The organism is Streptomyces sp. NPDC038280 (assembly GCF_055600045.1).
The window spans coordinates 122,023-135,898 of record NZ_JBVJYZ010000005.1 but is presented as its reverse complement, the minus strand read 5'-3'; the positions used below and the strand labels follow the sequence as shown (position 1 = coordinate 135,898).

General features: G+C 68.4%; 14 protein-coding genes. 6 read left to right on the top strand and 8 right to left on the bottom strand.

The window, feature by feature from the left end:
• Positions 1–3 precede the first annotated feature (3 nt).
• The 6 genes from murJ (at position 4) to trxA (ending at position 7,107) form a co-directional block, all read left to right on the top strand.
• Entirely contained in the window at positions 4–2,190 is a 2,187-nt protein-coding gene (gene murJ / locus ACZ7J0_RS13720; RefSeq protein ID WP_470886990.1) for a murein biosynthesis integral membrane protein MurJ, read from the top strand.
• A gap of 119 nt (positions 2,191–2,309) precedes the next feature.
• Positions 2,310–3,992, top strand: a complete 1,683-nt coding sequence (locus ACZ7J0_RS13715; protein ID WP_470886988.1) for a protein kinase family protein — start codon at positions 2,310–2,312, stop codon at positions 3,990–3,992.
• Between the two features lie 23 nt (positions 3,993–4,015).
• Positions 4,016–4,720, top strand: coding sequence for an RNA polymerase sigma factor SigM (sigM, locus tag ACZ7J0_RS13710; RefSeq protein ID WP_470886986.1), 705 nt, complete (start codon positions 4,016–4,018; stop codon positions 4,718–4,720).
• Positions 4,717–5,622: an anti-sigma factor gene (locus ACZ7J0_RS13705; protein ID WP_470886984.1), complete on the top strand. Its 906-nt coding sequence runs from the start codon at positions 4,717–4,719 to the stop codon at positions 5,620–5,622. The genes sigM and ACZ7J0_RS13705 overlap by 4 nt, the downstream gene beginning before the upstream one ends.
• Before the next feature lie 124 nt (positions 5,623–5,746).
• Positions 5,747–6,721 (top strand): thioredoxin-disulfide reductase, encoded by a 975-nt coding sequence (gene trxB, locus ACZ7J0_RS13700; protein WP_468708942.1) that lies wholly within the window; start codon positions 5,747–5,749, stop codon positions 6,719–6,721.
• A 29-nt stretch (positions 6,722–6,750) separates the two neighbouring features.
• Positions 6,751–7,107 carry a thioredoxin gene (trxA, locus tag ACZ7J0_RS13695; protein ID WP_470887318.1) on the top strand — a complete coding sequence of 119 codons (357 nt, stop codon included), beginning with the start codon at positions 6,751–6,753 and terminating at the stop codon, positions 7,105–7,107.
• 76 nt (positions 7,108–7,183) lie between these two features.
• Here the strand turns inward: trxA and ACZ7J0_RS13690 are convergent, their stop codons facing one another.
• The 8 genes from ACZ7J0_RS13690 to rnpA form a co-directional block, all read right to left on the bottom strand.
• On the bottom strand, positions 7,184–7,801 hold the full coding sequence (locus ACZ7J0_RS13690) for a GNAT family N-acetyltransferase (RefSeq protein WP_468708944.1): 618 nt from the start codon (positions 7,799–7,801) through the stop codon (positions 7,184–7,186).
• Between the two features lie 299 nt (positions 7,802–8,100).
• Positions 8,101–9,195 carry a ParB/RepB/Spo0J family partition protein gene (locus tag ACZ7J0_RS13685; protein ID WP_470886981.1) on the bottom strand — a complete coding sequence of 365 codons (1,095 nt, stop codon included), beginning with the start codon at positions 9,193–9,195 and terminating at the stop codon, positions 8,101–8,103.
• A complete protein-coding gene (locus ACZ7J0_RS13680) occupies positions 9,192–10,265 on the bottom strand; it encodes a ParA family protein (protein WP_470887316.1) in 1,074 nt (357 codons plus the stop codon). Before ACZ7J0_RS13680 ends, ACZ7J0_RS13685 begins: the two co-directional genes overlap by 4 nt.
• Positions 10,266–10,548: 283 nt before the next feature.
• Entirely contained in the window at positions 10,549–11,265 is a 717-nt protein-coding gene (gene rsmG, locus ACZ7J0_RS13675; protein ID WP_470886979.1) for a 16S rRNA (guanine(527)-N(7))-methyltransferase RsmG, read from the bottom strand.
• 98 nt (positions 11,266–11,363) lie between these two features.
• On the bottom strand, positions 11,364–11,876 hold the full coding sequence (locus ACZ7J0_RS13670; RefSeq protein ID WP_470886977.1) for a Jag family protein: 513 nt from the start codon (positions 11,874–11,876) through the stop codon (positions 11,364–11,366).
• A gap of 13 nt (positions 11,877–11,889) precedes the next feature.
• The gene (gene yidC, locus ACZ7J0_RS13665; RefSeq protein WP_470886975.1) at positions 11,890–13,164 is read right to left on the bottom strand and encodes a membrane protein insertase YidC; all 1,275 of its coding nucleotides are present in this window, start codon (positions 13,162–13,164) and stop codon (positions 11,890–11,892) included.
• A 3-nt stretch (positions 13,165–13,167) separates the two neighbouring features.
• A complete protein-coding gene (gene yidD / locus ACZ7J0_RS13660) occupies positions 13,168–13,494 on the bottom strand; it encodes a membrane protein insertion efficiency factor YidD (protein ID WP_468708951.1) in 327 nt (108 codons plus the stop codon).
• On the bottom strand, positions 13,491–13,862 hold the full coding sequence (rnpA, locus tag ACZ7J0_RS13655) for a ribonuclease P protein component (protein WP_470886973.1): 372 nt from the start codon (positions 13,860–13,862) through the stop codon (positions 13,491–13,493). The genes yidD and rnpA overlap by 4 nt, the downstream gene beginning before the upstream one ends.
• Positions 13,863–13,876: the final 14 nt, after the last annotated feature.

Sequence of the window (13,876 nt, the reverse complement as noted above, 5' to 3'; positions counted from 1 at the left end):
ACCATGAACGCGCCGTACGACGGTGACCGCGGGCAGGGCGCGGGCGGCGGCAGCGCGCCTTCCGCGGGAACACCCGAGCCACCTCTCGCCGGAGGGCAAGTCCCGATTCCCTCGCCTCCGCAGGCCCCGGACCCGTACGTCCAGGAAGCCTACGACCACGACCCCTATCAGGCGCGGGACCTGGCCGCCCAGGACCCGGTGGAAGAGGCTCTCTACGACCGCGCCGCGCATCCCCCGCCGCCGCCGGGCACGTACCAGGAGCCGCAGCCGCTCTACCAGCAGCCTCCCGCCCCGCAATTCGGCCCGGACCCCCGGGTATGGGCGCAGACCCCGGCGCCCGAGCCCGACGGGCCCTCCCGTCACCTCCCCTACGGTGACGACGCCAGGACCGTCCAGTTCACCGGTGTGGACGACCTGGTCACCCGGGCCGGCGACGACGAGTCCGAGCCGGACGCCTTCGCGCACCTCTACCGCGATCAGCAGACGCCCGGGCAGCCCTCCTCGCCCTCCCCGGAGCCGACGCCCGAGCCCCTGCCCGCGCCCGCCCCGAAGAAGTCCGGCGGCCGCGCCTCCGGGCTGCTGAAGTCCAGCGCCGTGATGGCGGCCGGCACGCTCGTCTCCCGCCTCACGGGCTTCGTCCGGAGTCTGGTGATCACCGGCGCGCTGGGTGCCGCGCTGCTGGGTGACACCTTCACCGTGGCGTACACCCTGCCGACGATGATCTACATCCTGACCGTCGGCGGAGGGCTCAATTCGGTCTTCGTCCCGCAGCTGGTTCGTTCGATGAAGAACGACGAGGACGGTGGCGAGGCATACGCCAACCGGTTGCTGACCCTCGTCATGGTGGCCCTTGGCGCCATCGTGGCCCTCGCGGTCTTCGCCGCACCGCTGCTGATCCGTCTGATGTCGAGCACCATCGCCGACAACCAGGCGGCCAACAGCGTCGCCGTCACCTTCGCGCGCTACTGCCTGCCCACCATCTTTTTCATGGGTGTGCATGTGGTGATGGGTCAGATCCTCAACGCACGCGGCAAGTTCGGCGCGATGATGTGGACCCCCGTCCTCAACAACATCGTCATGATCGTCACCTTCGGGCTGTTCATCTGGGTCTACGGCACCTCGGCCGAGTCCCACATGGGCGTGCAGACGATCCCGGACGAGGGCATCCGCCTCCTCGGCGTCGGTACCCTCCTCGGCCTGGCCGTCCAGGCGCTGGCGATGATCCCCTACCTCCGCGAAACGGGCTTCCGCTTCCGCCCCCGCTTCGACTGGAAGGGCCACGGTCTCGGCAAGACGGTCAAGCTCGCCAAGTGGACCGTGCTGTTCGTCCTCGCCAACCAGGCCGGTGTCCTGGTCGTCACTCAGCTCGCGACCGCCGCCGGTGAGGCATCCGGCAAGAACGGCGCGGGCTTCCTCGCGTACTCCAACGCCCAGCTCATCTGGGGCATGCCGCAGGCCATCATCACCGTCTCGGTGATGGCGGCTCTTCTGCCCAGGATCTCCCGCGCCGCCCATGACGACGACCCGGGCGCGGTCCGCGACGACATCTCGCAGGGGCTGCGGAACTCGGCCGTCGCCATCGTGCCCGTGGCCTTCGCGTTCCTCGCCCTCGGCGTGCCGATGTGCACCCTGCTCTACGCGTCCAGCGGCGTGCAGGCCGCCCAGAGCATGGGCTTCATCCTCATGGCGTTCGGCCTCGGCCTGATTCCCTACTCCGTGCAGTACGTCGTCCTGCGCGGCTTCTACGCCTACGAGGACACCCGGACGCCGTTCTACAACACGGTGATCGTGGCAGCCGTCAACGCGGCGGCCTCCGCGGCCTGCTACCTCGTTCTTCCGGCCCAGTGGGCGGTCGTGGGCATGGCCGGCTCCTACGGACTCGCCTACACGGTCGGCGTGGGCGTCGCCTGGCGCAGGCTGCGCAACCGGCTCGGCGGCGACCTCGACGGCGCCCACGTCATGCGGACCTACGCACGTCTCTGCATGGCCTCACTGCCCGCCGCTGTGGTGGGCGGCGCCGCGGGCTTCGCGGTTCTCAAGGCGCTCGGCGAAGGGGCGCTGGGTTCTCTCGCAGCGCTGGTCGCCGGTGGAGTGGTCCTGCTGGGTGTCTTCTTCCTCGCGGCGAAGAGGATGCGTATCGCGGAGCTGAACTCCCTGGTCGGCATGGTGCGCGGCCGCCTCGGACGCTAAGGCGTTCACCGCCCCGCACAACCATCGTCGGCTGCCGTGTGTCGTGCACTGCAGCAGACTGTGGGCACAATTGGCATGGCTGTTGGATATGCGCAACGGATGGGGAGGCAGGAACGACGGTGGCGGAACGTAGCACGGCTGCCGTCGACGTGGCCGACAACAGCGGGGACGACCCGCTGGCCGCCAAGGCGGACAAGGCCACGACCGACGGGGTGGCGGAAGCGCAGGACACGGCGGACGAGTCCGCACAGGACCAGGGCGGCGAGCAGCCCGCGATCACGACACCCGAGCTGCACAGCGGCCACAAACTCGCCAGACGCTACCGGCTCGAGGAGTGCGTCACCCGTCTGGACGGTTTCAGCAGTTGGCGTGCCGTGGACGAGAAACTGCGCCGCGCCGTCGGCGTTCATCTCCTGCCCGCGGACCACCCGAGGGCCCGCTCGGTACTCGCCGCTGCCCGCTCGTCCGCGCTTCTCGGCGACCCCCGCTTTGTGCAAGTCCTGGACGCCGTCGAGGAGAACGACCTCGTCTACGTCGTCCACGAATGGCTTCCGGACGCCACGGAGCTCACCGCGCTCCTCGCCGCCGGCCCGCTGGAGGCGCATGACGCCTACCAGCTGGTCACTCAGGTGTCACAGGCCATGGCCGCCGCGCACCGCGAGGGTCTGGCCCATCTCCGTCTCACGCCCAGTGCCGTGCTGCGCAGTTCCTCGGGGCAGTACCGCATCCGCGGCCTCGCCGTGAACGCCGCCCTGCGCGGCATCAGTTCCGAGGGGCCCCAGCGCACCGACACGGAGGCGATCGGCGCCCTGCTGTACGCGGCGCTGACCCAGCGCTGGCCGTACGACAGTGATGCCTACGGCCTCACCGGGCTTCCCAAGGGCGTCGGGCTGCTCCCTCCCGACCAGGTCCGCGCGGGCGTCCACCGCGGACTGTCGGAGATCGCCATGCGCGCCCTGGTCAACGACGGTGCCACGGCGTCCCGGCAGGAGCCGCCGTGCACCACGCCGGACGAGCTGGCCAAGGCCGTCGCCTCGATGCCGCGGATCCGGCCGCCCGAGCCCGAGTTCACGTCGCCGCCCGAGTACCAGCGCACCACCTATCAGCAGGGCACCTACGGGCGCCCTCAGCCGCGTCCCGGCGTATCCGTCACCCAACCAGTGGCCGCCCCGCCGCCCCCGCTGCAGAGCCGCACCGGCAAGGTCCTCAAGTGGGCCGTGTCCGCACTGCTCATCGCCGCACTGGGTCTCGGCAGCTGGCAGGTGGCCGACGCGCTGCTGGACCGCGAGAAGAAGGTGGAGCCGGCGCAGACCACCCAGCCGGAGCAGGGCGAGGACAAGAAGCAGAGCGAGGGTGGAAAGCCGGTCGCCATCGTCGCCGCCCATGACTTCGACCCGCTGGGGGACCAGAGCGAGAACTCCCGGAGCATAGAGAACGCCTACGACGGTGACCCAGGGTCGTTCTGGCAGACGGCCAACTACTTCAGCGCGGACTTCGGCCGGCTCAAGGAGGGCGTCGGAATCGTCCTGGACCTCGGAAAGGTCCAGCGGGTCGGATCCGTCGAGGTCACCTTCCAGGGTTCGACCTCCGTCGAGCTGCGGGCCGCCGCGGCCGACGCCAAGAACGAGCAGCCGACGGCCTCCGGCTCCTTCACCAAGCTCGCCACGGGCTCCGGAACCAACGTGACGCTCAAGCCGGGCGCACCGGCGACGACGCGGTACGTTCTGATCTGGCTGACGGAGCTTCCCTCGGACGACGGTGGCTTCCGCGGCAAGATCTCGAACATCAAGATCACCAGCTGACGGCACAGGGAGGGGGCTCACCGTTGGACGACGCCATACACGGCGACACGAGCGACCAGGATCTCCTGGCGCTTCATGTCGCCGGCGATCCGGACGCCTTCGGTGAGCTCGTACGCCGCCATCGCGACCGGCTCTGGGCCGTCGCCCTGCGCACCCTGGGGGACCGCGAGGAGGCCGCTGACGCGGTCCAGGACGCTCTTGTCTCCGCCTTCCGGGCGGCCCACACCTTCCGCGGCCAGTCGGCCGTCACGACCTGGCTGCACCGGATCACCGTCAACGCCTGCCTCGACCGGGCTCGCAAGGCGGCCTCCCGCAAGACCTCGCCCGTCGAGGACACCGAGCGCCTGGAGCAGCTTCTCGAACCGCACGAGTCGGCCGAGGCCCCGGCGGAACGCCATGACCTCCACCGCGAGCTACTGGCAGCGCTGTCGAAGCTTCCCCCCGACCAGCGGGCGGCGCTCGTCCTGGTCGACATGCAGGGCTACCCCGTGGCGGAGGCCGCCCGAGTCCTCGACGTCCCCACCGGAACAGTGAAAAGCCGCTGCGCACGCGGCCGGGCCCGTCTTCTCCCCATGCTCACTCATCTGCGCGCCGACTCCATGGATAGCGACCGTCCCGTCGGGGGAAGGAACCGGACGCCAGGGACATCCGTCCCACCGGTGTCGGGGCCAAGGGAATCAGGACCAAGCGGTCCTGCTGCTGTGAAGGGCGGAGGTGGCCGCGCGTGACATCGACGACCGATACGACTCAGCACCCGGACGTCTCGGAGATCTCCGATCTCACCGAGGGGCTGCTCTCGCCGTCCCGCACGGCGGATGTCCGCCTGCATCTCGAGGACTGTCCGCTCTGCGCCGATGTCCGCACCTCCCTGGAAGAGATCCGAGGGCTTCTGGGCACCCTGCCCGGGCCCCCGCGGATGCCCGCCGATATCGCCGGCCGCATCGACGCCGCCCTGGCAGCGGAAGCTCTCCTCAGTGCCACGGCTCCCGAGTCCTCGACTCCTGTTTCACGTGAAACATCGATCGCCCGCCCGGAGACCTCTCTTGAGGCGGCACCAGCGCCCCGCCCCGCAGGGCACCCTCGCGCCGCCACGGGCCCCGGACGCGGCCACCGGTCCCGGCGCCGCCGCGTCGCCGCCCTGGGCGCGGCCTTCGGCATCGCCGCGGTAGGTATGGGCGTCTTCTTCTTCCAGTCCGTCCAGGACTCCGGCGACAGCGCAGGCAGCAGGAAGGCCGACACCGCCGTCAGCGCACCCGACAACGCGCGATTCTCGGGCGAGATCCTTCAGGACCGCGTTCATGGCCTGCTGGCTGCGGGGGGCGGGAAGACTCCCAGCGAGTCCGGGCAGAAGCGGAGTGAGTCGCTCTCCAACGAATCCGTCCCTCCCAAGCCCATGCTCAGCACGGACACGACGGTCCCGGACTGCGTGCAGGAAGGTACGGGTCGTTCCGACGCCGCTCTGGGTGTCGAGAGGGGCGTCTACCGCGGCGAGCAGGCCTACCTCGTCGTCCTGCCGCATCCCACGGATAGCACCAAGGTGCAGGCGTATGTCATGGCTGCCACCTGCGTCGACTCCGGCGGGAACGGTGCGGCAGAGGTCTTGCTGACTACCTCTTATCCTCGCTCCTGAATACACACTGCCGCGCCACTGGCTTCCGAGGGAATGCATGCCCCGTAGGATCCGTTGGGTGGGGTGAGAGTCATTGACCCGACCCCGTGGCAGTAGGCAGTCTGCAGAGACGAGGAAGAAACCCGTGAGCGACGTCCGTAACGTGATCATCATCGGCTCCGGGCCCGCGGGTTACACCGCCGCGCTCTACACGGCGCGCGCGTCGCTGAAGCCGCTGGTCTTCGAAGGTGCCGTCACCGCCGGTGGCGCCCTGATGAACACGACCGACGTGGAGAACTTCCCCGGCTTCCGTGACGGCATCATGGGTCCGGACCTGATGGACAACATGAGGGCCCAGGCCGAGCGCTTCGGCGCCGAGCTCGTCCCGGACGACGTGGTGGCCGTGGATCTCACGGGCGACATCAAGACCGTCACGGACACCGCCGGCACCGTGCACCGCGCCAAGGCCGTCATCGTCACGACCGGCTCCCAGCACCGCAAGCTGGGGCTGCCGAACGAGGACGCCCTGTCCGGCCGCGGTGTCTCCTGGTGCGCCACCTGCGACGGGTTCTTCTTCAAGGACCAGGACATCGCCGTGGTGGGTGGCGGTGACACCGCGATGGAAGAGGCCACCTTCCTCTCCCGGTTCGCCAAGTCCGTCACCATCGTCCACCGCCGTGACACCCTGCGCGCCTCCAAGGCCATGCAGGACCGGGCCTTCGCCGACCCGAAGATCAAGTTCGCCTGGGACAGCGAGGTCGCCACGGTCCACGGTGAGCAGAAGCTCTCCGGCCTCACTCTGCGGAACACCAAGACCGGTGAGACCTCCGAGCTGCCGGTGACCGGTCTGTTCATCGCTGTCGGCCACGACCCGCGCACGGAGCTGTTCAAGGGTCAGTTGGACCTGGACGACGAGGGTTACCTGCAGGTGGACGCCCCGTCGACGCGGACGAACCTGACCGGTGTCTTCGGCGCCGGCGACGTCGTCGACCACACCTACCGTCAGGCGATCACCGCCGCGGGCACCGGTTGCTCCGCGGCCCTCGACGCCGAGCGCTACCTGGCCGCTCTCGCCGACGGCGAGAAGGTGGCCGAGCCCGAGAAGACCCCCGCGGTCTGATCTCTTCTCCCCACCCCACACCCCGCGAAATCAAGGAGGCCGCCGTGGCCCTGAAGATTGTGACCGACGACTCCTTCGAAGAGGACGTCCTCAAGAGCGACAAGCCCGTCCTGGTGGACTTCTGGGCTGCCTGGTGCGGTCCGTGCCGCCAGATCGCCCCGTCGCTGGAGGCGATCGCCGCTGAGCACGGCGACCAGATCGAGATCGTCAAGCTGAACATCGACGAGAACCCTGCCACGGCTGCCAAGTACGGCGTGATGTCGATTCCGACGCTGAACGTCTACCAGAACGGCGAGGTCGCCAAGACCATCGTCGGCGCCAAGCCGAAGGCCGCGATCATCCGCGACCTCGAGGGCTTCATCGGCGACGAGGCTGCCAAGGCCTGACCGCCTCCCGTGTTTCACGTGAAACACGAACGGCCCACTCCCGCGCTCGGGGGTGGGCCGTCGTCGTACCCGGACGCTACAGCGGCCTCAGCGCCGGCTCCTTCTGGACGGCTCCCAGGAGCCGGTCCAGAGCCAGTTCGACGTCTTCCTTCCAGGAGAGCGTGGTCCTCAGGTCCAGCCTCAGCCGCGGGTAAGTGGGATGCGGGCGTACGGTCTTGAACCCGACGGCCAGAAGATGATCCGCGGGCAGAACGCATGCGGGCTCCTTCCACCGGGCATCACCGAACGCCTCGATGGCCTTGAATCCACGGCGGAGCAGATCCTTGGCGACGGTCTGCACCATCACCCGTCCCAGGCCCTGCCCTTGATACCCGGGCGTGATCCAGCCGGTCATCAGCTGCACGGCGTCGGGGGCCACCGGGCTGGTCGGGAACGCCATGGACCTCGGCACATAGGCGGGAGGCGCATAGAGCACGAAGCCGACCGGCACCTCATCGACATAGACGACCCGGCCGCACGAGCCCCACTCCAGCAGCACGGCCGAGATCCAGGCTTCCTTCTCCAGTTCGGGTCTGCCGGCCTTTACCGCGGCTTCCCCGCTGACCTGATCAAGTTCCCAGAAGACACACGCACGGCAACGCTTGGGAAGGTCCGGAAGGTTGTCCAGCGTGAGCGGTACAAGCCGACGCCCCAAGGCTGATCCTCGCTTCCCATACCGGCCGCATCACGAGCGGCTGTCAGAGCGCTCCGTTCTCGGAGCAGGCTGCCGATGAAGCCACCGACCGCCCCCAGTCCCAATCCGACGGTCACCAGTTGGCTTCGGCTCACCTCTGGCATGCCCGCGCCTCCCTCTGCGATGGATCACGGTGGATGCGCCCTACCGGAACGCATCGTATCCACCGGGCCATGACGCGGATACCGTCCAAGAGCAAAGGGCGGGCCGTGTTCCGGTAACACCGGCCACAACCCGCCCCCACGACACAGGGAGACGGCTCAGTCCTTGCCGTCGTCCTCTGTCTCCTGCTCGGAGAGCCCCTGCTCCAGGACCCGACCCTCGCCAGGAGCGAGGGTGCCGAGGATCCGGTCCAGATCCTCTATCGAGGCGAACTCGACGACGATCTTTCCCTTCTTCTGACCGAGGTCGACCTTCACACGTGTCTCGAAGCGATCCGAGAGCCGGGAAGCGAGATCGGTGAGAGCCGGCGACACACGGGCACCGGCACGCGGCCCCTTCGGCTTGGACGCGGCGGTGGGTTCCGAGCCCATCAGCGTCACGATCTCTTCGACCGCCCGCACGGACAGGCCCTCGGCGACGATGCGGTACGCGAGCTTGTCCTGCGCCTCGGGGTCCTCCACCGCGAGCAGCGCCCTGGCGTGACCGGCCGACAACACGCCGGCGGCGACCCTGCGCTGGACCGGCGGCGAGAGACGCAGCAGGCGAAGCGTGTTGGAGACCTGCGGCCGCGAGCGGCCGATCCGGTCCGCCAGCTGGTCGTGGGTGCAGTTGAAGTCCTTGAGCAGCTGGTCGTAGGCGGCCGCCTCTTCCAGCGGGTTCAGCTGCGCCCGGTGAAGGTTCTCCAGGAGCGCGTCCAACAGCAGCTTCTCGTCGTCCGTCGCGCGGACGATCGAGGGGATGCGCTCCAGGCCGGCCTCTCGGCATGCCCTCCACCGGCGCTCGCCCATGATGAGCTCATAGCGTTCGGCCCCGAGCTGGCGGACGACGACAGGCTGAAGAAGGCCCACCTCCCGGATGGAGGTGACCAGTTCGGCCAGCGCGTCCTCGTCGAAGACCTCACGCGGCTGGCGCGGGTTGGGCGTGATGAAGTCCAGCGGCAGCTCGGCGAAGTGCGCTCCCGGCTCCGGCTCGGACACGATCTCCGGCTCCGGGGCCTCGGCGATCTCCGGCGCCTGCAGGCTCTGCGCCAGCGTCGCCAGCTTCGCGGCCGCCACACCGCGCTCCGGGTTCAGTGACGGAATCGCGCCGGGAGAGGTCGCCCCCGCCCCGGCAGCAGGCACCGTCCGCTCCTGGGGCGCAGCGGGGATCAGCGCACCGAGCCCACGCCCCAGCCCTCTACGTCGATCGCTCACTGGATCCCCTCCGACATGCTTCGCTGATTGTTCTGACCCGCATGCGCGTGCTGGGGGTCGTAATGCACACCGACACCCCTGAGCGCGATCTCGCGGGCCGCTTCAAGGTACGACAGAGCACCGCTGGAGCCCGGATCGTACGTGAGGACGGTCTGCCCGTAGCTCGGCGCCTCCGAGATGCGTACCGATCGCGGAATGCTGGTCCGCAGCACCTCGTCACCGAAGTGAGTGCGCACCTCGTCCGCGACCTGTGAAGCGAGCCGAGTCCGACCGTCATACATGGTGAGAAGGATCGTCGACACATGGAGCGTGGGGTTGAGGTGCCCCCGGACCAGATCGACGTTCCTGAGGAGCTGTCCCAGGCCCTCCAGGGCGTAGTACTCGCACTGGATGGGGATCAGCACCTCGGCCCCCGCCACCAGGGCGTTGACTGTGAGCAGACCGAGCGACGGCGGGCAGTCGATGAGGATGTAGTCCAGCGGCTGCTCGTAGGCCTGGATCGCTCGCTGCAGTCGACTCTCCCGCGCCACCAGCGACACCAGTTCAATCTCCGCACCGGCGAGATCGATGGTGGCTGGGGCGCAGAAGAGACCTTCGACGTCGGTGACGGGCTGCACCACTTCGGAGAGCGGCTTGCTCTCCACCAGGACGTCGTAGATCGAGGGGACATCGGCGTGATGGTCGATGCCCAGTGCGGTGGAGGCGTTTCCCTGCGGATCAAGGTCGATGACCAGGACCCGGGCGCCGTGCAGCGCGAGCGATGCAGCGAGGTTGACCGTGGTGGTCGTCTTCCCCACTCCGCCCTTCTGGTTGGCGACCACCATCACACGCGTCTGCTCAGGCCTCGGAAGGCCCTCGCCGGCACGGCCCAGCGCCTCTACTGCCAACTGGGCAGCGCGGCCGATGGGGGTGTCATCCATCGGGGGCGGTGTTTCACGTGAAACATCCTCCCCCGCCGTTTCGGTGCGGGGACCGGGGACCGGGTCGGTCATCGGTCCCGCGATGTTGGCGTTGGACCGCAAGGATTCACTCTCCTCGGCTGCAGGCTCTCGATGAGCAGAGCCTGCCATGCTTTCGGGGTCGTGAACCAGCGAGGCCCGTGGATCTGTGGATGAATCCCCCTCTGTGGACAATTCCGTAACCCTCACGGGGGGCTTGCGGTCGCGCGGCGTGGCAGCCGCACGGCCGCGGCTGATGATTCCCTGCAGCAGTGAGCGACGTTTCACGTGAAACACGATGCACGCGCCGCACGACGAGACCGCCTCGACACTCCGCAGCGGATACGTATGGCAGCTTGTATGGAGCATCGCTGATAGCCAGTACCGACCGGCGGATCAGCGACGAATTCAGAGGCTAGCGACGGCGCCGGGGACGGCTCGGGCGGGCGGCCTTGGCCCGCTTCGCGGCGAAGCGCACTCCGCCAGGGCTCTCTCCGACCTCTACGCGCACCACGGTCGTCATCGGATCCACGATGCCCTCACCGACGTGCAGGACTGAGGCTTCCACCACACCCAGCTTGCTCAGGGCGGCCCGTGCTCCGTTGATCTCCTCCTCGGCCGTGTCGCCCTTGAGCGCCAGCATCTCGCCGTACGGGCGCAACAGCGGCACTCCCCAGCCGGCCAGGCGGTCCAGCGGAGCCACCGCGCGCGCCGTCACCACATGAACGGGGGACAGCGTGCCGAGCACTTCCTCGGCGCGCCCACGCACCACCGTCACATGGTCGAGACCCAGGAGTTCGACGACCTCCTGAAGGAAATTCGTACGCCGCAGCAACGGCTCGAGAAGCGTGATCTTGAGATCCGGCCGGACCAGTGCCAACGGGATACCGGGCAGGCCGGCCCCCGAACCGACGTCGCAGACCGTGACGCCCTCCGGAACGACCTCGGAGAGCACGGCGCAGTTCAGCAGATGCCGCTCCCACAGGCGCGGTACTTCGCGGGGGCCGATGAGGCCTCGCTTGACCCCGGCGTCCGCGAGGAGCTCCGCGTACCGAACGGCCTCCGGGAAGTACTCACCGAATACCGTCCGCGCCTGGTCGGGCGCCTGGGGGAGCTCCGCTGCCTCCGTCACGGGAACCGTCCTTCCGTACCGCACTGGGGTGGCTGACTATCAGGCTGACAAAGATCGGCCCCGCCTGCGAACAGACGGGGCCGACAACACAAGGGGCGTCAGGCGGGGAGCACGACGACGAAGCGCTGCGGCTCTTCGCCCTCCGACTCGCTGCGCAGTCCGGCGGCCGCGACCGCGTCGTGCACGACCTTGCGCTCGAAAGGCGTCATCGGAGCCAGCTTCACCGGCTCACCGCTCTGCTTCACATCGTTCGCGGCCTTGGCGCCCAGCTCGGCGAGCTCGGTACGCTTCTTGGCCCGGAAGCCCGCGATGTCCAGCATCAGGCGGCTGCGGTCACCGGTCTCCCGGTGAACGGCCAGACGCGTCAGCTCCTGGAGAGCCTCGAGAACCTCGCCGTCGCGGCCCACAAGCTTCTGCAGGTCACGGCCGGAGTCGCTGATGATCGAGACCGCGGCCCGGTCCGCCTCGACGTCCATGTCGATGTCGCCGTCAAGGTCGGCGATGTCGAGCAGACCCTCGAGGTAGTCGGCCGCGATCTCGCCCTCCTGCTCCAGGCGAGTCAGGGTGTCGCCACCCTCGGCGGCGGCCGCGGAGGTGGTGCCTTCCGTCACGGATGGACTCCTTCTACTTCTTGGAGGACGGGTGCTTGGGCCGCTGCTGGCCCTTGCGCTGTCCGGACTTGGCTTGGCGTGAGGAGCCGGAGGGCGACTTGCCCGCCTGCTTCGGCTTGGCGTCCTGCGGCTCGTCCTTCTTCTCCAGCGAGGTCTTGGGCTCCTCGGTGGAGGCCGCGGAGTCCTCGGCGGCCTTGGCCGCGCTCTGGGCAGCGGCGGACTGGCGCTGGGCCTTGGTCTGGCGCTTGGGCTGCTGACGCCTCGCGGCACCGGCGGCCTCGGACTCGGTCGCGACGGTGTCGCTCTTGGCGACCGTCCCGTCGGGCTGTGCGGCGAAGCCGGCCTTGGAGAGGCCGACGAAGAAGCGGCGCTCGTTCTCGTTGCGGTCGCTGCCCTTGGCGACGATGGCCTGGACGATGTTCCGCCGACGACGGCCGCGCACCTCACCGTGCAGGGTGACGCTCTTCAGCAGCCGCTGCAGGTAGGCGTCCTGGGCCTTGCTGCCCGGGGTGGGGTTCTGGTTGATCACGTACATCTGCTGGCCCATGGTCCACACGTTGGTGGTCAGCCAGTAGACGAGGACACCGACGGGGAAGTTGATGCCCATACCGGCGAAGATCAGCGGGAAGATGTACATGAGCATCTTCTGCTGCTGCATGTACGGGGTCTTCACCGAGAGGTCGACGTTCTTCATCATCAGCTGGCGCTGCGTGTAGAACTGCGACGCCGACATCATGACGATCATGATCGCCGTGACAATGCGGACCGAGGTGATCGAAGCGTCCAGGGAAGCGACCTTCTCGGCGCTGTCCGTGAAGGTGGCCGCCAGCGGCGCCCCGAAGATGTGTGCCTCACGGGCGCTGTCGAGCAGCGGCCTGTTGATGACACCGATCGTCTTGCCCTCGGCGATCGACGACAGCACGTGATACAGAGCGAAGAAGAACGGCGACTGCGCCAGGATGGGAAGGCACGAGGAGAGCGGGTTGGTGCCCGTCTCCTTGTACAGCTTCATCATCTCTTCGGACTGACGCTGCTTGTCGCTCTTGTAGCGCTCCTGGATCGCCTTCATCTTCGGCTGGAGCGCCTGCATGTTCCGGGTCGACTTGATCTGCTTCACGAAAAGCGGGATCAGACAGATCCGGATCAGCACCACCAGGGACACGATGGACAGACCCCAGGCCCAGCCTGTGTCAGGCCCGAAGATCGCCCCGTACAACTTGTGGAACTGGACGATCACCCATGAGACAGGCGTGGTGATGAAGCTGAAAAAACTGGCAATCGTGTCCACTAATCAGGCTCCTTGAGCATTGGGCGAGGTCTCTGCGGCCGGGCTCGTCTCGGCTGAGTGCCCGCCCTTGCCGCCGCGCAGTGCGTTGCGCAGCATTTCGTGCCAACGAGGGCGCTTGCGCGGCGGGACGTGGTCCACGCCACCGGGCGACCACGGGTTGCACCGCAGGATGCGCCAGGCGGTCAGGGCCGTGCCCTTCACCGCGCCATGCCGGTCGATAGCCGTAAATCCGTAGTGGGAACACGACGGGTAATACCGGCAGACAGGTCCGAGAAGCGGGCTGATCGTCCACTGGTACAGCTTGATCAGAGCCAGCAACGGGTACTTCATCGCATGCCCCCTCCCAGCAACCGCTGAAGAGCGGCATCCAGGTCTCGGGCCAGCTGTGGGTACTCGGCGTCGCCCGCTCCGGGCAGCGCCCGTACGACAACCAGGCTACCGGGGGGCAGCCCGGGCAGCCGGTCGCGAACGAGGTGGCGCAGTCTCCGCTTGACCTGGTTACGGACGACCGCCCCGCCCACGGCCTTGCTCACGACGAAACCCGCACGCGTCGGGGGAGCGCTCTCCCCAGGCGCGTGCGGGTCCGTGGCACCGCTGCGTAGATGGACGACGAGTAGCGGGCGACCGGCCCTGCGTCCTCGGCGTACCGCGGTTGCGAAGTCCTCGCGCCGCCTCAGCCGATTCTCGGTAGGCAGCACGTCATGACCTGTAG